Source organism: Kitasatospora sp. NPDC051702, from assembly GCF_040681575.1.
GTDB lineage: Bacteria > Actinomycetota > Actinomycetes > Streptomycetales > Streptomycetaceae > Kitasatospora.
Genome location: NZ_JBFAZB010000040.1, coordinates 44,552 through 64,589, shown reverse-complemented (window position 1 = coordinate 64,589; position 20,038 = coordinate 44,552). Strand labels below are relative to the sequence as shown.

The window sequence follows — 20,038 nt, the reverse complement described above, 5'->3', positions numbered from 1 at the left end:
CCGTCCGGCGTTCTGCCGGAGGCTCCCGCTCGACTGCCCCGGGAACCGCGGAGCATGCCGATCGTGTCGGGCGACGGTGGAAAGGCCGCTCGTTCGGGTGAGGCGTGCGGGGGTCAGAGGCCCGGGGAGCCGCTCCCTGGGGACCGGCGGAGCAGGTAGTCGGAGGTGCCGGTGAGCTGGAGGACGCGGTCCAGGAGCGCCGGACGGGGTTCGATCAGCAGGCTCAACCCGGCGGCGTCGGCGTGCCGGCGGATCTGGAGCAGGGTCGACAGGCCCATGGAGTCGCACATGGTCATGGCGCTGCAGTCCAGGTGGACGGTCGTCACGGACGGCCGGGCGGACAGCCCGGTGGTGACGTCGGTGAGGAGCGCGTCGCAGGTCTCGTGGTCGAGGTCCCCCTCGACCTCGACGGTGAGCGTCGCGGACGGCTCGGGGGTGAGGACGTCGGGAACGGGTTCGGGGGTCGCGGTCATGCCGGGTTTCCGTGGTGCTGGTGCTGGTGGAGGACGTTCGGTGGGTCGGTCAGGAGGTCGACGACCGTGCGGCCGTGATCGAGGATCGTGACGGAGCGCGGCAGGTCCCGCAGCTCGTGGCGGAGGACGTCCAGGGCGGGCAGCAGGGAGGCGGCCGGGACCGCGCGGACCGTGAGGACGCCGGCGGTCCACGTCAGGAACCGGCCGAACAGGTCCCGATCGTCGGTGTAGAGGGCCGCGGCGAGGAAGTCCACGATGTGGGCGATGTCCTCGGCGGTGCGCTGCAACTGGACCTCGGCGTAGCCGCGCACGGCGGGGACCCGCTCGGCCAGGCCGGACATGACGGCGCCGACCAGGCGCGGCGCGCTCCGGCTGACCAGGGTGTACTCCTGGTCGGCGAGGTGGGGCAGGTCGTCCAGGGGCTGGTGCCGCACGGGGGCGGGCGGGCCGTCGGCGAGCCACTCGGCCGCGCCCCGGGCGTGCCCCGCCCAGCCGTCGGCGCCGAGCAGACGGGCGTAGCAGCCGTCGGGGCCGAAGGCCGCCCCGCCCGCCAGTACGGGGACGCCCGCGGCTTGGGCGGCGGTGATCGCCGTGTGGGCGGCGGGCAGGCGCGGGGCGAGCGAGGCGGACAGCGCCAGGGCGACGGGGGCGCTGCGGTGCAGTCGGCCGATCAGGTGCGGAGTCGGCACCTGGGCGCCGAGGTGGTCGACCTCCCAGCCGTGCAGACTCAGCACCTGGGCGAGCAACCGGGCGGGAAAGGCGTGCCACTCACCGTCGACGCACGACACGGTGACCCGCCCCCGGGAATCCCGGGGCGTGGCGTCGAGGACGGCCGGGTGGTGCGCAAGCGCGGTGACCACCCGGTCGTTGACGGCCGTGGCCGCGTGTTCCTGCGCCACCGTCATCCGGTTCGCCGCCCAGGCGTGGCCGACCCTGGCCTGGACTTCGGCGATCACGTCCAGGAGGACGGACTCGGGGCTCACGCCCGCGTTCAGTGCTCCGAAGGCGACGGCACGAGCCGCCGACTCGCTGCCGGCGGCGACCGCGGCCCACAGCTCGTCGGCCCAGTGGTCCGCCGCGCCCGCCGACGGTGTCGTGACGGTGATGTCGAGGGCCGTCACGCGGCGAACCCGTCGATGCCGCGCCCGCCGTCCCCGGGCAGCCCGCCGCTGCGCGGCGCGGCGACGACCATGACGGCCATGTCGTCGTGGCGGCCACTGCCGACCCACTGGGAGGCGAGCATCAGGACGCGTTCGACGATCGCCTCCGCGGGCGTGGACCCGCACTCGCCGAGTACCCGGCGCAGACGCTCCTCGCCGAACATCGCGTCGCCGAGGGGGCCGCCGCGGGCCTCGGTGACGCCGTCGCTGTACAGCACGCACGCCTCGCCCGGTGCCAGGACGACGGTGTCCGACTCGACGGTGGTCTCCGGGAGCGCGCCCACCAGGCTCCCTGAGGTGCGGGCCGCCTCCACCCGCCCGTCGGCACGGACGATGAGCGGAGCCGGGTGGCCGGCCGCCGACAGCCGGACCGTCACCCGCTCCTCCCGGCGGCGGACCGAGGCCAGCACCATCGTGGCGAACCGGGTGTGGTGCGAGGTCAGCAGGGCTCGGTTGAGCAGCGTCAGCAACCGGGGGTGGTCGTCCGCCATCGGCAGCAGCGCGTGCAGGGTGTTGCGGATCTTGCCGGTGAGCACGGCGGCTTCGAGCCCCTTTCCGCAGACGTCGCCGAGCACCGCCAGCGTCTCACCATCGGGATCCGCGGCGGGGTGGACGTCGTAGAAGTCGCCCCCGATCCGGTCCCGGTCGACGGAGGCCCGGTAGCCACCCGCGTAGTCCGTTCCGTTGACCTGCTCCAGCCGCGGCGGCAGCAGCTCGCGCATCAGCAGGTCGGTGACGGCGGCCTGCTCCGAGTACATCACCGCGGCGGAGACGGCGGCGCCCGCCCGGGCGGCGAACAGCCGGGCGAAGACCTCCTCCGACGGCGCGAACGCGCCGTGCCCGGGGCCGCGCAGCAGCACGAGCGCCCCTGCGGGCACGCCGTGACCCGGCAGCGGGGTGACGGACACCGCGCCGAGGGCGTCCAGACCGTCGGGCAGCAGCCAGTCCGGCGCCGCATCCGGGTCGATCCAGCGCGACGGTACCGGCGGGAAGCCGCGCAGGGCCTCCGCCAGGCCGGGGACCTCCGCCGGGTCCGCCCGTACGCCGCCGTGCACCGGTCGGCCGCCGCGTACACAGGACACGAAGCGCAAGACCCGGCCGCTGGTCGGCGAGATGACCACCGCCGCGTCCGCGAGGTGGGCGGCCGCCTGCTGCGCGGTGGTTTCCAGGCACCGCTGGACGTTCAGCGAGGAGAGCAGCAGGCTCGACAACTGGGCCAGGAGTGACCAACGTTCGCGTTCGACCGCGAGTGCGAGACCACGGTCGGCGCCGTCCACCAGCCACCACACGACGGTGCCGTCCGCCCGGACCGACGGATGGGCCTCCACCTCGCCAGCGGCGAGGAGCCCGCGCACCGGCACCGCCGCCGGTCGGGGGTCGTGGTCGCGGCCGTCGCGGTCGGCCGAGATCCGCAGGTGCGCGTCGAGCAGCCACGGTGCGATCGTCCCGCCCTCCACTCCGGCGGGGCCGCCGATCAGCTCCCAGGCAGCGTCGCTGCCGTGTACGACCGATCCGTCGGCCGCCAGGACCAGGACCGGATAAGGGGCATCACCGAGGAAGGTCAGCCCGGGTTCGGCCGTCGTGCGGGGGGTGTCCGTCGGAAGGGGTACCATCGCGTCGGCCCTGTCGGACCATCACCTCGTCACTCGTTCTGGCAGCGGCCGGAGACCACCGCGGATGCGGCGCGGACGGGGACGAACCACGCCGGTGGCCCGATGTCCGTCCAAGGCCGACAGAGTCGACAGTACGCCCCGTACCGGGCGATCGTAACGTCCTGCACAGGGACGGGGGACCCGCCCGGCACCGTCACAGCGGGATGCCGTAGCATCCCGCTGTGACGGAGAACGCCGAGGCGGGCAGCCGCGAAGCCCGCGAGCCGGATGGCCATCAAGTGGTGTGCGCCCGGGGCGATCTCGACTGGGAGAGCGCCCAGGACTTCGCCGAGAGGATCCGCTGCGCCCGTGGGCGCCGTCCGGCCCTGCTGATCGCGGACTTGTCCGGGGTGACCTTCGCCGACTCCTCCACCCTGCACACCCTGTTCGAGGCGCACCGGGGCCTCGCCGCAGCCGGCGGGCGACTCGTCATCGCCGGTCCGCTGGACCCGGTGGTGCAGCGACTGTTCGACGTTTCCGCCACCGCCGGCTACTTCCACTTCGCAGCCTCGGCCAGGGAGGCGGCTGCCGGCGCGGACGTCACGAAGCCGCGCAGGGGCGACCGCCGATGACCGCGGCCGGTGCGGTGCGGCGGCGTGCCCGACCTCCGGGGCACGCGGCAGCCGACGCCTCGGGGGCCCCGCACGCCGCCGGACGCCCTGCGACTCCACTCATTCGAGGTCCTCGCATGCCGGAACCGTCCCCCCGCCCCGACCGCACGGCGAGCCCCGTGTCCGCACACGTACCGGCCCCCGCGGGAGAGCTCGCGGACGAGCCGCTGTCCGGGCCGGTCGACGCCGGCCGCGCGGTGACCACGGCCGCGCAGGCCCGGGCAGTCATCACCGGCCTGCTCGACCACGTCCCCGGTGACACCGGCGCCGCCCGTCGGGACGCCCACCTGGCGGCGACCGAACTCGTCACCAACGCCCTACGCCACGGCGGAGGCCTCACCGCGTTCCGCGCCCGGCTGGCCGCGGACGCCACGGTGCTCTGCATCGAGGTCGAGGACGCCACCAGCCAGTACCCCCGGGAGCCCGAGCCCGACGGCCGGGACCCGAGCCGGCTCGGCGGCCGCGGCTGGATGATCGTCCGCCGGATCTCCGCCAGCTGCACCGTCCGGCCGCTGCCCACCGGCGGCAAGCGCATCAGCATCACGGTTCCCGTCCGCTAGCACCGTCGTCAACCCCGTCTGCGGGGCGATTCCGGGCGCTCCCGGTGGGAGCCGTCGGCGAGCCGGAGGCACGACAGGACGACCGGACGGCAGAGCCCGGAACGGGCTGGCCTCGTCCTGCCCTCGGTCCCGTACGCGGCTGTGCCGCCGGCCCGGCGCCGGCCGCGGGAACGCGGGCAGCGGGGCTGCACCCGACCGGGTCGGCGCGCAGCAACGGCGATCAGAGTGTCCCTGGGCCGTGAGGCGGCCGGTTCCCGGGGGCCCGAGGGGCCGGTGGGTCAGCGGGAGGGGTAGGTCTTGAGGCTGACGGCTTGGCCGGCGCCGCGGTCGCGGATCAGGGCGGCGACGGGGGGTGTGACCGGGACGACCAGGTGGCCCTCGGGGGGCACCACGGCGAGGTCTCCGATCGGGGTCACGTGGACGACCTGTTGGGAGGCCCCGGGCCGCGGGGAGTCGTAGACCAGGTGCACCACACGTCGGGTGACCGGTTCCGGATGCGGGTTCTCCAGGACGACGGCGTCGAAGGTGGCGAAGCGGCTGACCGCCTCGCCGCCGCGGGTCGGCTTGGCCTCGATGTAGCCGGACGGGCCGGCGGCGGGCAGCACCAGGAGCTTGGTGACGGTCACCCGGACGTCGGCCACCCGGTCCGCGTCCGGGCCGGAGAAGTTCAGTACGTCGAAGCCGCCGTCGGGGTGGACCACGAGCTCGCCCCGGTCGCTGCCGTACGCCGTGGCGACGCGGACCTTGCGCAGGGCGCGCCCGTCGGCGTCCACGGGGGTGAAGGCGAGGACCGGGGCCACGTCGACGGCGTTCGGGTTGGTGATGGCGAGGGTCTGGTCGATCCAGCCGGAACCGCCGTGCGCCCGGTACTCGAAGGTCGGTAGCGCGACCGACGGCCGTTCCGGTGCCCGGGCGCCGGCGCTCCAGCGACTGACCAGGACGACGAGTGCTGTGACGAGGCTCAGACCGGAGGCCAGGCTTATCAGCTGATGGGAAGACACGCGGGGAGTCTAGTGGTGGCGGTCCGTCATCTGTCCTGGGCCCCGGGTCACCCAGCGTCACCGCGGTGAGGCGGCGTACCACCGAGGCCAGGACGCCCTCCGCGGCCGGCCCCGGGGACGGATCCGGGGACGGCCGCGGGGACGGAGCCGGGTGGGCGCATTCCTTTGGCAGGGGAATTCGGTATCCACCCGGAGTCGGGTCGGCGGACGCGAGCGCTCAGCCGTTCCGGAACTCGGCTGAGAGCCTGCGCCCGGCCTTCAACCGGCGGTCCGTCAGAGGATTTCGATCGAGTTCACCTGCGGCGGTCGGTTCGGGAACGAGATGTCGGTCCAGCGCGGGATCTTGACGGAGTCGCCGTTGGCATCGTAGTAGATGAGGTCGTTGTTCCCGGTGGAGATCCGGTCGACCCACCAGCCGCCGAAGGACGTCCGGCCGGCGTTCGCGTAACAGTCGACGCTCTGGCTGCCGCCGCTGTGCGACCAGATCTTCAGGAAGTCCTCCCCGCCCCGGCACTCGATGTGGTCGATGGCGAACGCGGTGCCGGACGGCACCGCCACCGTGAACGCCGCCGCCGCGGCGAACGCGGCGGTCAGCGAGCCGACGATCTTCTTCGTCTTCGAGATCACGAATTCTCCTCATTCGAATGGAATCGAATTCCGAATCAGAACCCGGAATCCGGAGCCCGGAGCCCGGAATCCACCGCGCAACCGATTGGCGATTGCATCGTGCCCGATCAGCATCCCCAGCCCCTTCGTTCGCAGTCAATCTCATCGACCACGGACTGACGGCTTATCGGCCAGATCCATCCGCCTCGCCCGTGCGTGGCGGGGCTCGTCGGGCGGGTGGGGCGCGTGCGACGGAGCGACACGCGGACGCGGCGGTGGCCGCCAGCAGCCGGCCCCGCGGTGATCGCCCCCGTCCTGACCTGGGCCGACGGGCTCATCCCCGGTCCGTCCGCCGGGCCGCCGGTGGCGCGGGGCAGCGGCCGTGGCGGCAACCGTCCGCCGGATGAGTGGAACCGGCCGCGGCGCCCCGGCGGGCGAGGCGCCCGACCGGCGCGCGATATATCCTGCGCCCCCGCCCCACGGGTTCGGCAGGACGGGCCCTCGGCCGAACGGGCGGGCGGCACGGGCCCGGACACGGCGACGCCGGCGCCACCGTGGGGTGGCGCCGGCGTCGCTACGGTCCTACCTGTAGCGGTAGCGGATGCGGCCGCGGGTCAGGTCGTAGGTGCTGAGCTCCACTAGGACCCGGTCCTCCGGGAGGATCTTGATGTAGTTCTTCCGGATCTTCCCACTGATGTGGGCGAGCACGGTGTGCCCGTTCTTGAGCTCCACCCTGAAGGTGGCGTTGCGCAGGCACTCGGTGACGGTGCCTTCGACCTCGATGCTGCTTCCTGCTGCTTTGGTCATGAGTCTCATTTCTTCGTTCGTCGACGTACGGTGGGTGCGGATACGGCTTGGCGGTGTGGCGATCGTGCGGTCATACGGTCGTGCGACGAGACGCCGAACGCGTGACAGGGCGTCAGCGGCGGACGAGCTCGAGGGTGCTGCCCGAGCGACGGGCTCCGATGCCCTCGAACAGGGCGGTGGCGGCCGTGTTGGTCTCCGTGACCTCGGCCCAGGCCGTGGCGGTGCCGGAGCGGTGCAGCTCGCCCAGTGCGTGGGCGAGCAGCGCCCGGGCGACCCCGCGGCGGTGCTGGTCGGCGCGGACGGCGACCAGTCCGATCCGCGGCTGCCTCGGCAGCCGCTTCACCCGGATCAGGCCGACGTACTCGTCGCCCTGCCGAGCCACAGCGTACTGCGACGAGTCGACGACGGTCGTCCCCGCCGGTCGCGGCAGGACCTCGGCCGGCATCGAGCACCAGCCGACGGAGGCCTCGACCTCGTCGCGGACGACGCGGTCCAGGGCGAGCAGCGGGGCCTCCTGTGCCTCGCCGGCGGGCAGGACGGTGACGCCGGCGGGCGGCTGCACCTCGCCGAGTCCGGTGACCTGCGGGTCGGTGGGCACGACGTAGCCCCACTCGCGGCGTTCGACCGCGAAGCCGACCCGCTGCCAGGCGGCCGTCGACGCGGGGTCGGCCTCGTCGACCACGGTGTACAGCGGGACCGCCAGGTCCGCCAGCATGGCGGTGGCGACGAGGTCGAAGTCCGCGTCCTGCCAGACGTCGACGCTGACGAAGAGCCGGCCGTCGGGTCGGCGCGAGGCGTCGCCGCAGCCGACCATCTGGTCGTCCGCGACGGCCTGCCACTGGGTGTCCGAGATCCTCGTCACCGCGACCTCGCGGTCGACCTGGTTCGAGGCGGGATGGGAAGGGTTCATGGGTGTGGCCTTTCGGGAGTGCCTGTTCCGAGGCGCTCCCGGCGACACCTTCGTCAATCGCCCGCCGTGACGACAAGGGGGAGCACCCACCTGCTGACAGCCTTCATGGGTCTCACCTCCTCGCGTTCGTTCACGGCTGCGCAGACGTTACCAGCCGGATGTCGTCCGCCCAACCGATTTACGCACGCGGCCCGCGCCGCGGCGCACGGGGCCCTCAGCGCGGCTCGTCGAGGTGCCGTAGGTCGTACAGGTACGACCTGCCGGCCTTCCAGCTGCGCCACGGGCCGCGCGGCGGCACCTCCTCCTCGCCGCTCCGGCCGTGCAGCGGCCAGGAGTTGGCGGTTCCGTCGGCGTCGACGGTGCACCAGCCCCGCTCCGGCAGCCACCGGCACCGGACGTCCAGGTCCAGCCGCCGGTAGGACGGTCGGCCGTTGAACGTCCCGTCCTCCCGGAAGCGGTACACCAGGCCGTCCACGCGACGGACGAACTCGATCGGCACGACGCCTCCCCCGGGTCACCGCGGCACGACCCGGATCGCTCCGGGGCGGTTCGGGTGGAACCCCTGCCGCAGGGAAGGCTACCCACCCGTTCGACCGCGCGCGGACGACCGGGCGGCCGCCGTCGGACTGCGGCGGCCCGGGCCGCTCAGAGCCGCAGATGGGAGGCGCCGTTGAGGTCGAGGACGGTGCCGGAGGCCCAGGTGGCCTCGGGCGAGGCGAGGTAGCGGACGGCGGCGGCGACCTCCTCGGGGGTGCCGACCCGGCCGAAGGGGCTCTGGCCGCGCAGGGTGTCGCCGGAGGGCCCGGTCAGCCGGTCGGCGACGCGTTCGGTGGCGGTGAAGCCGGGGGCGACGGAGGTCACCGAGATGCCGTGCGGGGCCAGGGCGACGGCGAGGGACTGGCCGAGTGCGTGCAGGGCGGCCTTGGTCGCACCGTAGGCGGGGTGGTCCGGTTCGCCGCGGAAGGCCCCGCGGGAGCCGATGTTCACGATCCGGCCGGGTGCGCCGCGGGCGATGAGGTGGCGGGCGACGCAGTGGCTGAGGTTGGCCGCGGCGAGCAGGTTGACGTCGACCATCTGCCGCCAGATCCGCTGCCAGTCCTCGTAGGGGACCGTGGCCACGGGGTGCGCGTTGGCCTCCGAGGTGGCGACGGCGGCGTTGTTGACCAGGACGTCCACCCCGCCGAGCTCCGCGTGCGCGGTGTCGGCGACGCGCTGCGCGGTCGCGGGGTCGCTCAGGTCACCGCCCACCAGTACGTGGCCGTCGCCGGGGAGTGCGAGCAGGGTGGCCTCGGCCTGTGCGGCATTCGAGCCGTAGTGCACGGCGACGCGGTCGCCGGCGGCGGCGAAGGCGTGCGCGACGGCGCGGCCGATGCCCCGGGAGGCTCCCGTGACCAGGACGCCCCGGACCGGACGGGACGCCGGGGTCGCTGCGGACGCCGTCACGTCCGCGGTCGTTCCCGGCTCCGCGGGAACCACGGTCGTTTCCGGCTCCGCGGTCGGCACAGTCGCCGCGGGGGCTGGACGGGTCATGGGTGACGCTCCCTGGGGGTCGCGAGCGGGACGCACCGTGCACGACACGGCGGCGGTTCCACCTTGATCCCGACAGCGTCCGAATGTCAACATTCGGGCATGAGTGACCTACCCCTGATGAAGGCCACCCGCAGAGGGCTGGCCGACGAGGTCGCGGACCGGGTCCGCGAGGCGATCTTCGACGGGCACTTCCCGCCCGGCTCCCCGCTGCGGGAGACCGAGCTGGCCGACTCGCTGGGCGTCAGCCGCGGCGCCGTGCGCGAGGGCATCGCCCGGCTCGAGCGGGAGGGGCTGGTCCGGACGGGCTGGCACCGCCCGACCACCGTGGTGGCGGCGACCGCCGACGACGTGGAGGAGGTCTACCGGGTGCGTGCCGCGCTCGACCGGCTGGCCGCCGTGACCGCCGCCCGGCGGGCGACACCGGCACAGCTGGACGAGCTCGACCGACTGGTCGAGTCGATGGCGGCCGCACTGGCCGACGGCGCCGGGGTGCCGCACCTGCTGGCACTGGACATGGCCTTCCACGACCAGGTGTACGCGACCGCCGGGAACCGGCGCCTCACGGACGCCTGGCAGGCGGTGCGCTCCCAGGTGTTCCTGTTCCAGCTGCAGCGGGTCGCGCTCGCCCGCGGGCAGTACCGCGCCCTGGTCGTCGACGAGCACCGCGAGCTGGCCCGGCTGCTGCGGGGCGGCGGCGCGCCGGAGGAGCTCGACCGGTTGGCCGGCGAGCACGTCGACTCGGCCCGCCGCAGCCTGCTCGCCCTGCTGCCCGGCGAGGCGGGCACCGGCCCCGGACACGACCCAGGCGTCGCCTGACGGAAAAATAGGCAGCGCTTGCAACTTACGCGCGTGCACAATTATTGTGTTCACGCGCAAAGATCGGCCGCAACCACCGTGCCGACCGCCTCACCGGGAGTCCGACATGAGCACCTCACTCTTCGCCCCGTACACCCTGCGGGAACTCACCGTCCCCAACCGCATCTGGATGGCGGCGATGTGCCAGTACAGCGCGGCCCCCGACGGCGACGCGGCCGGTGTCCCGCACGACTGGCACTTCACCCACCTCGCGGCCCGCGCCGCCGGCGGCACCGGGCTGATCATCACCGAGGCGACGGCCGTGAGCCCCGAGGGCCGCATCTCCCCGTACGACCTCGGGCTCTGGAACGACACCCAGACCACGGCGTTCCGGCGGATCACCTCCTTCCTGAAGGAGCAGGGCACCGTTCCGTTCGTCCAGCTCGCCCACGCCGGCCGCAAGGCGTCCACCGAGCGCCCCTGGATCGAGCGCGGCCGCGCGCTCGCCCCGGACGAACCGCACGGGTGGACCCCGGTCGGCCCCAGCGCCGTCCCGTTCGACGCGGCGTCCACCACGCCCGAGGAGCTGACCACCGAGCAGATCGCCGGGATCGTCCGGCAGTTCGGGGACGCCGCCCGCCGCGCGCTCGAGGCCGGCTTCCAGGGGGTCGAGATCCACGGCGCCCACGGCTACCTGATCAACCAGTTCCTCTCCCCGCACAGCAACCGCCGCACCGACGCCTACGGCGGCTCCTTCGAGGGCCGGATCCGCCTCGCCCTGGAGGTCGTCGACGCCGTGCGCGCCGTGTGGCCCGAGGACCTGCCGGTGTTCTTCCGCATCTCCGCCACCGACTGGCTGACCGAGAACCCCGAGGACGACCGCGAGGGCTGGACCTCGGAGGACACCGTCCGACTGGCCAAGGAGCTGCTGGCGCACGGCGTGGACCTGATGGACGTCTCCACCGGCGGCAACGCCCCCGACGCCAGGATCGTGGCCGGACCGGACTACCAGGTGCCCTTCGCCGAGGCGGTGCGCAACGGCACCGGCATGCCCGTCGCCACCGTCGGCCTGATCACCGAGCCCGCCCAGGCCCAGGCCATCCTCGCCGAGGGCCGGGCCGACGCCGTCCTGCTCGGCCGCGAGCTGCTCCGCGACCCCTCCTGGGCCCGCCGTGCCGCCGCCGAGCTCGGCGGCGAGGTCACCAGGCCGATCCAGTACCACCGCGCCTGAGCCGCCCCGCGCGCCGACCCCGGGCGGCCCTTCGCCTCACCCGGGGTCGGCGCCGGCCCGAGCGGCCCGGCCCGCACAGGACCCGGCCCGAGCGGCCCGGCCCGAACAGGACCCGGCCCGCGAAGAGCCCGGCCGGAGCGGTCCCCGCTCAGCGCGGCGCCGCGGCCCGTGCCGCCACCGCCGCGACGAAACGCCCCAGCCCGTCCGGGTTCGCCGCCAGGAACAGGTTCGGCTCGATCAGTTCCAGCTCCAGCACCACCGGCTCCCCGGCCCCGTCCAGGACCAGGTCCACCCGGGCGAACAGCGGCGCGTCCGGCGACGGGACGGCCTCCAGCGCCGCCAGCGCGGTGCGGATCTCGGCACCGGTCGGCCGGTACGGCGTGACGCCGAGGTGCGGCATCCGGTCGTTGTCGATCAGCCCGGGCTCGGTGAGCAGCTGGTCCTTGCGGATCGCGTGGCTGAAGACGCCGCCGAGGAAGACCAGGGCACGCTCCCCCTCCGCCACCCGCGGCAGGTACGGCTGGACCATCGCGGCGCGTCCCCGTTCCTGCAGCATCCCGACGTGCCGGGCGGCGTCCGCCGACCCTCCGGGCCGGTAGCGCGCGGTGTCCTGCGCACCCGCCGAGACCGCGGGCTTGACCACCACGCCGTCCGCGCCGCCGATCCCGTCGAGGTCCGCGGCGGTGAACCGCTCCCCCGGTTCGAGGAACCGGGTCGGCACCACGGCGACCCCGCGCGCGGCGAGCTCCCTCAGGTAGTGCTTGTCGCTGTTCCAGCGCACCACCGGCGCCGGATTGCAGAGCCGGGTGGCGGCCGACACGCCGTCGGCCCACGCCAGGAACGCGTCGAGGTGTTCCACGTAGTCCCAGGTCGAGCGGATGACGGCCAGGTCGTACTCCGCCCAGGCCACCGAGCCGTCGTCCCAGCGCACGGACTCGGCCGACAGGCCGTCAGCGCGCAACGCCCGCACGATGGGCGGCAGGTCCTCGTCGAACTCGATCCCGGCGCCGCTGGTCACGACGGCCACCCTGGCACCACTCATCCGGCCCTCCCGAGCCCTCGCAGCCGTACCGCCGCCGCCCCGTCGCCTGCCCGGCCACCGGGCGCCGCCGGCCCTGACGGTTCCGAACCTACTCCCGGTCGGGCCGGGCGGGGGTGCGGGAGCAGCCCGATCCAGTGACGTTCCGTCACCGTTCCTCGGGTGCGGCGGCCCGGCGGCGTGTGCCGGAGCGGTCTGCGAGCCGGACCGCGAGCACCACCAGGACCGCGGCTGCCAGACCGTACACCGGCAGCCAGCGGGTCGTCGTGGCGGCCAGGCAGTCGTCCACGGCGTGCCGGGCCTGATCACTCTGCGCGTACGCCAGGGCAGCGGCGTCCTGGCCGGCCAGGTCACCCAGCGTGGCCTGGGCTCCGAGTTCGGCGTAGCGGCACAGGTGGGCGCACGCACTGCGGGTCTCCGGCATCGGGAACAGCCACGCCCAGCGTTGCATCGCCGGGGCGAGCGCCAGCGCCGCGGCCAGGCCGACGACCAGCGCGTAGGCCGCCAGGCTCCGCGCGAACCGGGCCCCGGCGCCGGGCGTCCGGCTCGGCGGTCGGCTGAACGCGAACACCACGGCGAGCAGGGTCAGCCCGAGGTAGGTGGAGAACCACTGCCAGGAGCCGGAGGAGAGCGAGAAGGCGAGCACCCCGGCGAGCGCCGTCCCCAGCACCCCGGCCCGGTCGGCCGTTCCCGGATCCGTGCCCGGGTCCGTGCCCGTGGTCCCCGTGCCCGTGGTCCCCGTGCCCGTGGTCCCCGTGCCCTGGGCGGTGTGTCGGCCGTCGTCGTCCATGCGTCTCCCGCCTCCTGCCCTGCCCCTGGGCCGCCAGTGTCCGGCCGCGGCGCACCCGGACCGCCCGCACCATTGGCGGCCAGCAGGCCGTCCGGGCGCTCCCGGCGCCGGGCCGGCGCGGGGCCCGGCCCGGTGTGATCGCTCACCAGGGCGACGGTCCAGGGGAGTTCCCGATGCGGCATGGCCGTGATGGTACGACGCGCGGCCGCCGCGGGTGGGGCGGGCCGGAACCCGGCCGGGCGGTGCGGGAGGGGGCGGGGGGGGGGAACGACGGATCTCCCCGCCACTACCAAGCTATAGCCCACCCGGGGGCTTGTGGCAAGGCCCCCCTCGTACCGCACAATCGACCGCCGGAAGTGCCATGACCTGCGGAAACGGGAGTCTCGGAAATGCGCGTGCTGTTGACGACATGGGGATCGCGCGGGGATGTCGAGCCGCTGGCGGCGCTGGCGGTGGCCCTGCGGGAGCTCGGCGCGGAGGTGCGGGTGTCCGCGCCACCGGACGAGGAGTTCGCGGCCCTGCTGGAGCGGGTCGGAGTGCCGCTGGTGCCGCTCGGCCCGACGGTGCGCTCGATCGTCGCCGGCCCGCGGCCACCGACGGCGGAGGACGCCTTCCGGCTGGCGCCGGAGCTGGTCGCCGCCCGGTTCGACACGCTCACCGCGGCGGCCGAGGGGTGCGACGTGCTGCTGGCCACCGGCCTGATGCCGGCCGGTGCGCGGGACGTGGCGGAGCAGCTGGGCATCCGGTACGTGCTCGCCTGCTTCCACGTCCTCGGGCTGCCGTCGCGGCACTTCCCGCCGGGAGCCCGGCCGGGCACGCCGTCCCCGGCGGGCGAGACCGACAACCGGGTGCTCTGGGAGCAGGACGCCCAGCGGGTGAACGCCCTGTACGGGCCGGCGCTCAACGCGCGCCGGGCAGCGATCGGGCTGCCCCCGGTGGAGAACGTCCGTGACCACGTCCTCGGCGACCGGCCGTGGCTGGCGGCCGATCCGACGCTCTGCCCGGCGCAGGGCATGACGGAGCTCGACCTGGTGCAGACCGGGGCGTGGATCCTGGCCGACGACCGGCCGCTCCCGGGCGACCTGGAGGCCTTCCTGGACGCCGGGGAGCCCCCGGTCTACGTGGGATTCGGCAGCATGGCCGCGCACGCCCCGGCGGACATCGCCCGGGTGGCCGTGGCGGCCTGCCGCGCCCTGGGCCGGCGCGTGGTGCTCGCCCGCGGCTGGGCCGGGCTGGCCCCGGTCGACGACGGCGAGGACTGCTTCGTCGTCGGCGAGGTGAACCAGCAGGCGCTGTTCCGGCGGGTGGCCGCCGTCGTCCACCACGGCGGCGCGGGCACCACGACGACGGCGGCCGTCGCCGGGGCGCCCCAGGTGGTGGTCCCGCGGATCGCGGACCAGCCGTACTGGGCGGCCCGGGTGGCCGAGCTGCGGATCGGCGTGGCCCACGAGGGGCGGACGCCGACCGTCGACTCGTTGTCCGCCGCGCTCGCCACGGCGCTGGCACCCGAGGCCCGCACCTGGGCGCTGGCGGTGGCCTGCACGATCCGCACCGACGGGGCGGCGGTGGCCGCGCGCCTGCTCGTCGAGGGGGCGGAGGCCGCGGAGGCGACGGACGCGGCCGGCGCCGGGCGGCGTCCCGGCTCGGCGTGAGGCACCGCCCGGGGCCGGGGCGCCGCGCGGTCGGACGGTCCCAGGGCCGGCGAGGGCCGGTGGGTGCCGGTGGGCCAGACCGTCCGTGCGCCGGTAGACCGGTGGGCCGGACCGTTCGTGGGCCGGCGAGCCCGTGGGCCAGATTGTCCCTAGGGTCTGTCTTCAAACCCCCGTCGTCCGCCCGGAGGGCGGGCGGGGCGGCGTTGGGGTGCGTGCATCGCAAGGCGGAGGAGGGAGCCACTGCGGAGCATTGGCGACCGACGACAACGCGGCGAGGTGCGTGCCCCGGCGTCGCCCCGCAGACGCGGGTTTGAAGACAGACCCTAGGCCGGTGAGCCCGTGGGCCGGTGAGCCCGTGGGCCGGACGGGGCGGCTCGCGGCTGCTACGGCTCGCCGAGCTCGGCGCGGACGCCGAGCAGCCGGACCGGGCGGTCCCGGTCGAAGCGCTCCAGGGCCTCCAGCGCGGCGCGGGTGATCTCGGCGGGATCGCTGGTCGGTGCCTCCAGGGCGAGGCCGTGGGTGTGGGTGTGGAACGGCGCGAAGCGGACCTTCACGGTGACCCGGACGGCCGGCCGGCCCTCGTCCTCGACGTCCCTGGCCACCCGCCCGGCCAGCACGGTGACGTTGCGGGCGATCTCCGCGCGGTCCACCAGGTCGTGCTGGAAGGTGGTCTCCCGGCTGTGCGAGCGCGCGCGGTGCGGGGCGTCGCTGACCTCGGTGTCGCCGACGCCGTGGGCGAGCGCGCGGTACCACGGGCCCGTGACGGGGCCGAACCGGGCGGCCAGCTCCTCCGGGTCCGCGGCGGCCAGCTCGGCGACCGTGCCGATGCCGGCGTCGGCCAGCTTCCGGGCCGTCCTGGCCCCGATGCCCCAGAGGGCGTCGGTCGGGCGCCCGGCCATCACGGGCACCCAGTTCTCCCGGGTGAGCCGGAAGCTGTGCCCGGGGGGCGGCCCGTCCGGGGCGGTCGGTTTGGCGAAGCCGGTGGCGAGTTTGGCGCGCAGCCGGTTGTCCCCGATCCCCACCGAGCACCAGAGGCCCGTCCCGGCGTGCACCGCGGCCCGGATCCGGGCGGCCAGTGACTCGGGGTCGTCGGTGTCCGCGCCGAGGAAGGCCTCGTCCCAGCCGAGTACCTCCACCACGGCGGGGAAGCGGCGCAGGGTGTCGGTGAACCGCTCGGAGGCCTCCCGGTAGACCGGCGCGTCGACGGGCAGGAACACCGCCTCCGGGCAGCGCCGGGCGGCCAGCCGCAGCGGCATCCCGGAGTGGACGCCGTGGGCGCGCGCCTCGTACGAGGCGGTGGACACCACGCCCCGGGCGGTCGGGTCGCCGGTGCCGCCGACCACCACCGGCCGACCCCGCAGTTCCGGCCGGCGGGCGACCTCGACGGCGGCGATGAACTGGTCGAGGTCCACGTGGAGCACCCAGTGCGCGGACACGGGTTCCAGTATCCGCCGACCGCCCCGGGGCGGCGGCCCGGCGTCCGCGACGGCGCTCCGGGTGAGGTCGGACCACGGGCCGGACGGGGTCGGGGTGAGGCCCGGACGGGGCCGGGGCGAGGCCCGAACGGGCTGCTCCGCCGGGCCGTCCGGCGCACCGTCACTCTCCGTGGGGCGGGCGCCCGCGCGGGGTCGGCGGCCGGGATGCCGCGGGGTGCCGGGCTCCCTATCGTGAGGAGTGGAGGGCTCGCGTTCCGGGGGCGGACCCGACAGCCCCGGCCGTGTCAGCCCCGGCCACCGAATCGCCACCGGAGCGCCGCCGGATCCCGTCGCGGCCTCCGCGCCCCTCGCGACCTCCGCGGCCCGACCGCGCGACCGGCCCGCCCGTGCAACCGGCCGACCCCGACCCGGCCGGTAGCGCTTCACGCTGCTCGGAGGACAACTCCGGGAGGAGGCAATCACGATGAACATGCCAGGCTTTGCCGCCGAGTCGTCGCTCGGCCCACCGGGCGGGTACTACCGCACCGGCGCCCGTCGCCAGGGCCCGCCGTCCGGGGGCCGGGGGGTGGCCCCGGCCCGGGCCCTCGGATCCGGGCTGAATGCTTCCGGGCTCGGCTGCATCCCCAACTGCGTCTGCATCACCGCCGAGGGCTGCCCCTGCTGCGACTCGGGCGGGTTCCCCGTCGACGAGGGCGCCCTGCGGTACGCCGTGCCCCGCGGGACCCAGGTCGCCGCGCCCTGGCGCCGTCGCGGCACGCCCGGCCGGAGCTCGTGGGGATCCGCCCCTCAGGGGCTGGTCCGTCCGGCGGGCTGCAGCTACTCGTACGGCGGCTGCGCCCCTGCGGACGACGTGTCGTGCATGCGCGGCGCGAGCGGCGGCGGGATCTGCGTCGGCCCGGGCTACGCACCGGTCGAGGTGAGCTGTGACGACGGCAGCGTCTCCTACGGCGAGGCCCCGTGCGTCGTGTAGCGACGACCGGGCCCGGCAGTACTGCGGGTCCCCCCTGACACCTCCTGTCAGGGGGGACCCGCGGTACTGCGCGCCCGGCTGCCCGAGGGCCGCCCGTAGCGCCGTCTACATCGGGAAACTGCCGTCCGACGGCTCGCAGCTGCCGATCTCGTCGACGTTGTGCCAGCCGGTGACCCTCCCTTCGTCGTCCCGGTCCACGGTGACGACGGTGATCACCCCACCCATGCACCACGTGCCGCCGTACGCGCCCTGCACGGCCGCCCGGTGGACGGCGGGCACCTCGGTGCCGGCGGTTGCGATGGTGCTGCGGCCCCTCCCCCGGTAGTGACCGCGCGTCACCGCCGTCGCCCGGTCAGCCGTGAAACCTGGAAGCATGACGCTTCTCCTCTCACTGGTTCGGTTCGTCCTCTGTCCCGTTCGTGCCTCGCTCCTCGCTCGTCGCTCCTGGTTCCTGGTTCCTGGCTCCTGGCTCCGCCCAGCGGCCTCCTTCACCGTCGTCAGCGCTCGAAGTACGGCTGGAGCCGGGTGACCAGGAAGGGGAACCGCTCGGTCACGTCGACCCGGACGAAGGCCTTCTCCGTGACGTCCGTGTCGCGACCGGTGTAGGAGAAGACCACGTCCACGATCGTCCGGCCGCCCCCGCCCATCCGCGACGGCCGGACCTCGACCGCGGCCAGGGACTGGTTGCGGCCGAACGCCTCGGCCGCGCGCGCGTAGACCGCCGGGTACCGGACGGCCAGGTAGTTGACGGCCCGGTGCTCGTCGGCGGCGCCCGCGTTGTCGGAGAGCTGCAGGACCAGGTCCAGCACCTCCTCCGCGGTCGAGCGGTAGCGGTCCTCGTCCTGGCCGTCCGGCACCGGCAGGCTGCCGAGCAGCGTCCGGCGGTCGAAGGAGTAGATCTGGTCGAAGGCCACCACCGGCACCGCCAGCCCGTTGCAGGCCTCCGGCGGGGCGATCGGCCCGGCCGTGCCGATGACGACGTCGAGGTCACCCGGGTCGGGCCTCGGGCGGACGGCCTCGACCAGCTGGGAGAGGTCCAGCGGGTCGCGGGGGTACAGCAGGTAGGTCTCCAGCCCCTGGATGGTCAGCACCCAGCACAACTGCCGTGCCAGGTAACGGTTCCCGGGCTGGGCGAGGACGGCCTGCAGGGCCTCCCGGTCGGTCAGCCCGGTGACCTCGGACCGGCCGGTGACCTGGGCGAACTCCTTCTCCGCTCCCAGGGTGGGGAAGCGCGGTTCGATGCGCCCCACCGCGTAGACGTGTGCGGACCCGGCCCGGAACGGGTCCGTTCCGCCGCAGCCGGGGCAGCCGGCCGGGGTCGGTTCCGCGGCGGCGACGGACACGGGGACCACCTCGGCGGTCTCGCCCGCCCGCGCCCCTGGGCCACTCGTACCGTCCGCTCCCGCGGGTTCGTCGATCAGCTCTGTTGCCGTGCGCTCGGTGCTGGACTCCTCCATCGGTCCACTCCCTTCTGCTGCGGAACCGTCTGCTGCGGAATCGGCTGTGTTCCTCGGTCCTGCGCCGGCGGGTGCTCACCGCGGCGAGCGGCCGCGGAAGCCCACCCACCGGTTGAGCGTCTCGGCGCGCCGGCGGCAGCCTCCGCAGGGCCGGATGCCGACCGTCGAGGTCGCGCGTTTGATGACGTCCCCCAGGCCGACGTCCTCGTCGGTGAGGAACCCGGGCAGTCGCATCCTGGGCCGGTCCTGCTTCCGGGCCGGCTCGGGGGCGGCCGGTGCGCGGTCGGTCATGAGGGCCTCCTCGCGGTGGTCGTCACACCGGTCCGGGCCGCCAGCCGGTCCAGGGCGCGCGAGGCGTCCAGCAGGGCCGGCCAGAGGGTCCGGCGGGAGCGGGCGGCGTCGCACAGCGCCCGGCGGACGTCGGCCGCGCCGGCCCGCGGGAACTCGGACCACAGGAGGGCGACGGCGCCCGTCACCAGGGGCGCGGCGACGCTGGTGCCCCTGATCGGCGGCTGGCGCTCGCCGGTGGCCAGACCGAGGAGGCCCTCGCCGGGGGCGCTCAGACCCGAACGCCCGATCGTGGCGCCGAGGTTGGAGTAGGGCGCCGGGCGGCCGTGGCGGTCACAGGCGGCGACCGGGATCACCGCGGGGTGGCGGGTGAGCACCGAGCTGCCGACCACGCCCTGGTTGCCGGCCGCGGCCACCACGATCACTCCCCGCCGGGCCGCGTGGTCCAGGGCTCCGGTCAGCGCCCGGCCGTCCCGCACCGCCGACCAGCTGAGGTCCGCGCTGATGTTCACCACCCGGGCACCGGCGTCCACGACGGCCGCGAGCGCCTCGGCGAGCTGGTCGGGGTCGGTCCGCGGCGCGGCGGCGCCCGGCTGCCCGGGTTCGGCGAAGACGGGCCGCACCAGCAGGGTGCAGTCCGGGCAGATACCGGGCGCCGCCGTGCCGCGTCGTGCGGCCAGGAGGCCGGCGACGAAGGTGCCGTGCCGGCACTGCTCGCTCCCCGGTTCGGCGCACCCCACCGGGGTGCCGCCGGGGAGTCGGCGCAGGCTTCCGCCGCGCAGGCCCGGGTGCCCGAGGGCGACCGGACCGTCCAGCAGGGCCACCACGGTCTCCGGCCGCCCCCGGGAGCGGGCCATCAGGGCCCCGAGGGTCACCAGGTCCAACGGGCTCGCGCCCCCGGTGCGCGATGCGCTCGACGGCTCGTCGATCCGGGACCGCCGGGCACCGCCGGAGACGGTTTCCGTACGGATCGTGCCCATGTTCCTACGGTAGGACGGGCCTCGGGCCCCGGCACGTCCGGCCGCGTGGGCGGGACGTGCCGGGGCCCGAGGGGCCCGCACCGGCGTTGA

The 20,038-nt window shown here is 75.1% G+C and carries 22 protein-coding genes; 6 read left to right on the top strand and 16 right to left on the bottom strand.

Annotated features, from left to right (window positions below; genetic code table 11):
* Nucleotides 1–113: 113 nt before the first annotated feature.
* From AB0N04_RS28170 to AB0N04_RS28160, 3 genes are all read right to left on the bottom strand, one after another.
* Nucleotides 114–473 (bottom strand): STAS domain-containing protein, encoded by a 360-nt coding sequence (locus AB0N04_RS28170; protein WP_360206613.1) that lies wholly within the window; start codon nucleotides 471–473, stop codon nucleotides 114–116.
* Complete coding sequence (locus AB0N04_RS28165) at nucleotides 470–1,528, bottom strand: cobalamin-dependent protein (RefSeq protein WP_360207159.1); 1,059 nt, start codon at nucleotides 1,526–1,528, stop codon at nucleotides 470–472. Before AB0N04_RS28165 ends, AB0N04_RS28170 begins: the two co-directional genes overlap by 4 nt.
* 62 nt (nucleotides 1,529–1,590) lie before the next feature.
* Complete coding sequence (locus tag AB0N04_RS28160) at nucleotides 1,591–3,246, bottom strand: PP2C family protein-serine/threonine phosphatase (protein WP_360206612.1); 1,656 nt, start codon at nucleotides 3,244–3,246, stop codon at nucleotides 1,591–1,593.
* Between the two features lie 221 nt (nucleotides 3,247–3,467).
* Here AB0N04_RS28160 and AB0N04_RS28155 point away from each other — a divergent pair, with 221 nt between their 5' ends.
* Together AB0N04_RS28155 and AB0N04_RS28150 are read left to right on the top strand one after the other, a co-directional pair.
* Nucleotides 3,468–3,857 carry an STAS domain-containing protein gene (locus AB0N04_RS28155; protein ID WP_360206610.1) on the top strand — a complete coding sequence of 130 codons (390 nt, stop codon included), beginning with the start codon at nucleotides 3,468–3,470 and terminating at the stop codon, nucleotides 3,855–3,857.
* Nucleotides 3,858–4,015: 158 nt separating this feature from the next.
* Complete coding sequence (locus AB0N04_RS28150) at nucleotides 4,016–4,456, top strand: ATP-binding protein (RefSeq protein WP_360206607.1); 441 nt, start codon at nucleotides 4,016–4,018, stop codon at nucleotides 4,454–4,456.
* Between the two features lie 278 nt (nucleotides 4,457–4,734).
* Here AB0N04_RS28150 and AB0N04_RS28145 read toward each other — a convergent pair whose 3' ends face one another.
* From AB0N04_RS28145 to AB0N04_RS28120, 6 genes are all read right to left on the bottom strand, one after another.
* On the bottom strand, nucleotides 4,735–5,457 hold the full coding sequence (locus AB0N04_RS28145; protein ID WP_360206604.1) for a hypothetical protein: 723 nt from the start codon (nucleotides 5,455–5,457) through the stop codon (nucleotides 4,735–4,737).
* 273 nt (nucleotides 5,458–5,730) lie between these two features.
* A complete protein-coding gene (locus AB0N04_RS28140) occupies nucleotides 5,731–6,084 on the bottom strand; it encodes a beta/gamma crystallin domain-containing protein (RefSeq protein ID WP_360206601.1) in 354 nt (117 codons plus the stop codon).
* 561 nt (nucleotides 6,085–6,645) lie between these two features.
* Nucleotides 6,646–6,870: a translation initiation factor IF-1 gene (gene infA / locus AB0N04_RS28135; protein WP_360206599.1), complete on the bottom strand. Its 225-nt coding sequence runs from the start codon at nucleotides 6,868–6,870 to the stop codon at nucleotides 6,646–6,648.
* A 112-nt stretch (nucleotides 6,871–6,982) separates the two neighbouring features.
* Complete coding sequence (locus AB0N04_RS28130) at nucleotides 6,983–7,780, bottom strand: GNAT family N-acetyltransferase (protein ID WP_363365501.1); 798 nt, start codon at nucleotides 7,778–7,780, stop codon at nucleotides 6,983–6,985.
* A 214-nt stretch (nucleotides 7,781–7,994) separates the two neighbouring features.
* Nucleotides 7,995–8,279 (bottom strand): hypothetical protein, encoded by a 285-nt coding sequence (locus AB0N04_RS28125; RefSeq protein ID WP_360206593.1) that lies wholly within the window; start codon nucleotides 8,277–8,279, stop codon nucleotides 7,995–7,997.
* A 146-nt stretch (nucleotides 8,280–8,425) separates the two neighbouring features.
* Entirely contained in the window at nucleotides 8,426–9,223 is a 798-nt protein-coding gene (locus AB0N04_RS28120) for an SDR family oxidoreductase (RefSeq protein ID WP_360206590.1), read from the bottom strand.
* A gap of 186 nt (nucleotides 9,224–9,409) precedes the next feature.
* Here AB0N04_RS28120 and AB0N04_RS28115 point away from each other — a divergent pair, with 186 nt between their 5' ends.
* Together AB0N04_RS28115 and AB0N04_RS28110 are read left to right on the top strand one after the other, a co-directional pair.
* Nucleotides 9,410–10,126, top strand: a complete 717-nt coding sequence (locus tag AB0N04_RS28115; RefSeq protein ID WP_360206587.1) for a GntR family transcriptional regulator — start codon at nucleotides 9,410–9,412, stop codon at nucleotides 10,124–10,126.
* A gap of 106 nt (nucleotides 10,127–10,232) precedes the next feature.
* Nucleotides 10,233–11,336: an NADH:flavin oxidoreductase/NADH oxidase gene (locus AB0N04_RS28110; RefSeq protein ID WP_360206584.1), complete on the top strand. Its 1,104-nt coding sequence runs from the start codon at nucleotides 10,233–10,235 to the stop codon at nucleotides 11,334–11,336.
* Between the two features lie 148 nt (nucleotides 11,337–11,484).
* Here the strand turns inward: AB0N04_RS28110 and AB0N04_RS28105 are convergent, their stop codons facing one another.
* Together AB0N04_RS28105 and AB0N04_RS28100 are read right to left on the bottom strand one after the other, a co-directional pair.
* Nucleotides 11,485–12,378 (bottom strand): hypothetical protein, encoded by an 894-nt coding sequence (locus AB0N04_RS28105; RefSeq protein WP_360217300.1) that lies wholly within the window; start codon nucleotides 12,376–12,378, stop codon nucleotides 11,485–11,487.
* Nucleotides 12,379–12,523: 145 nt separating this feature from the next.
* Entirely contained in the window at nucleotides 12,524–13,165 is a 642-nt protein-coding gene (locus AB0N04_RS28100; RefSeq protein ID WP_360217297.1) for a hypothetical protein, read from the bottom strand.
* A 389-nt stretch (nucleotides 13,166–13,554) separates the two neighbouring features.
* Here AB0N04_RS28100 and AB0N04_RS28095 point away from each other — a divergent pair, with 389 nt between their 5' ends.
* Complete coding sequence (locus AB0N04_RS28095) at nucleotides 13,555–14,817, top strand: glycosyltransferase (RefSeq protein WP_360217294.1); 1,263 nt, start codon at nucleotides 13,555–13,557, stop codon at nucleotides 14,815–14,817.
* Nucleotides 14,818–15,200: 383 nt separating this feature from the next.
* Here AB0N04_RS28095 and AB0N04_RS28090 read toward each other — a convergent pair whose 3' ends face one another.
* Nucleotides 15,201–16,253: a DNA polymerase IV gene (locus tag AB0N04_RS28090; protein ID WP_360217291.1), complete on the bottom strand. Its 1,053-nt coding sequence runs from the start codon at nucleotides 16,251–16,253 to the stop codon at nucleotides 15,201–15,203.
* Between the two features lie 463 nt (nucleotides 16,254–16,716).
* Between AB0N04_RS28090 and AB0N04_RS28085 the strand changes: the two genes are divergently transcribed.
* Nucleotides 16,717–17,223, top strand: a complete 507-nt coding sequence (locus tag AB0N04_RS28085) for a hypothetical protein (protein WP_360217288.1) — start codon at nucleotides 16,717–16,719, stop codon at nucleotides 17,221–17,223.
* 105 nt (nucleotides 17,224–17,328) lie between these two features.
* On the opposite strand, the gene AB0N04_RS28080 is transcribed toward AB0N04_RS28085, so the two are convergent.
* From AB0N04_RS28080 to AB0N04_RS28065, 4 genes are all read right to left on the bottom strand, one after another.
* Nucleotides 17,329–17,598, bottom strand: a complete 270-nt coding sequence (locus tag AB0N04_RS28080) for a hypothetical protein (RefSeq protein ID WP_360217285.1) — start codon at nucleotides 17,596–17,598, stop codon at nucleotides 17,329–17,331.
* 122 nt (nucleotides 17,599–17,720) lie between these two features.
* Complete coding sequence (locus AB0N04_RS28075; protein ID WP_360217282.1) at nucleotides 17,721–18,680, bottom strand: hypothetical protein; 960 nt, start codon at nucleotides 18,678–18,680, stop codon at nucleotides 17,721–17,723.
* A 75-nt stretch (nucleotides 18,681–18,755) separates the two neighbouring features.
* A complete protein-coding gene (locus tag AB0N04_RS28070; RefSeq protein WP_360217279.1) occupies nucleotides 18,756–18,971 on the bottom strand; it encodes a hypothetical protein in 216 nt (71 codons plus the stop codon).
* Complete coding sequence (locus AB0N04_RS28065; protein ID WP_360217276.1) at nucleotides 18,968–19,948, bottom strand: S8 family serine peptidase; 981 nt, start codon at nucleotides 19,946–19,948, stop codon at nucleotides 18,968–18,970. The genes AB0N04_RS28070 and AB0N04_RS28065 overlap by 4 nt, the downstream gene beginning before the upstream one ends.
* Nucleotides 19,949–20,038 lie beyond the last annotated feature (90 nt).

Bases quoted from the DNA above. Each gene is read 5' to 3' on its own strand.
- AB0N04_RS28170 (WP_360206613.1), bottom strand. From the start codon at position 473: ATGACCGCGACCCCCGAACCCGTTCCCGACGTCCTCACCCCCGAGCCG.
- AB0N04_RS28160 (WP_360206612.1), bottom strand. From the start codon at position 3,246: ATGGTACCCCTTCCGACGGACACCCCCCGCACGACGGCCGAACCCGGG.
- infA (WP_360206599.1), bottom strand. From the start codon at position 6,870: ATGACCAAAGCAGCAGGAAGCAGCATCGAGGTCGAAGGCACCGTCACC.
- AB0N04_RS28130 (WP_363365501.1), bottom strand. From the start codon at position 7,780: ATGAACCCTTCCCATCCCGCCTCGAACCAGGTCGACCGCGAGGTCGCG.
- AB0N04_RS28115 (WP_360206587.1), top strand. From the start codon at position 9,410: ATGAGTGACCTACCCCTGATGAAGGCCACCCGCAGAGGGCTGGCCGAC.
- AB0N04_RS28110 (WP_360206584.1), top strand. From the start codon at position 10,233: ATGAGCACCTCACTCTTCGCCCCGTACACCCTGCGGGAACTCACCGTC.
- AB0N04_RS28105 (WP_360217300.1), bottom strand. From the start codon at position 12,378: ATGAGTGGTGCCAGGGTGGCCGTCGTGACCAGCGGCGCCGGGATCGAG.
- AB0N04_RS28100 (WP_360217297.1), bottom strand. From the start codon at position 13,165: ATGGACGACGACGGCCGACACACCGCCCAGGGCACGGGGACCACGGGC.
- AB0N04_RS28095 (WP_360217294.1), top strand. From the start codon at position 13,555: ATGCGCGTGCTGTTGACGACATGGGGATCGCGCGGGGATGTCGAGCCG.
- AB0N04_RS28085 (WP_360217288.1), top strand. From the start codon at position 16,717: ATGAACATGCCAGGCTTTGCCGCCGAGTCGTCGCTCGGCCCACCGGGC.
- AB0N04_RS28080 (WP_360217285.1), bottom strand. From the start codon at position 17,598: ATGCTTCCAGGTTTCACGGCTGACCGGGCGACGGCGGTGACGCGCGGT.
- AB0N04_RS28075 (WP_360217282.1), bottom strand. From the start codon at position 18,680: ATGGAGGAGTCCAGCACCGAGCGCACGGCAACAGAGCTGATCGACGAA.
- AB0N04_RS28070 (WP_360217279.1), bottom strand. From the start codon at position 18,971: ATGACCGACCGCGCACCGGCCGCCCCCGAGCCGGCCCGGAAGCAGGAC.
- AB0N04_RS28065 (WP_360217276.1), bottom strand. From the start codon at position 19,948: ATGGGCACGATCCGTACGGAAACCGTCTCCGGCGGTGCCCGGCGGTCC.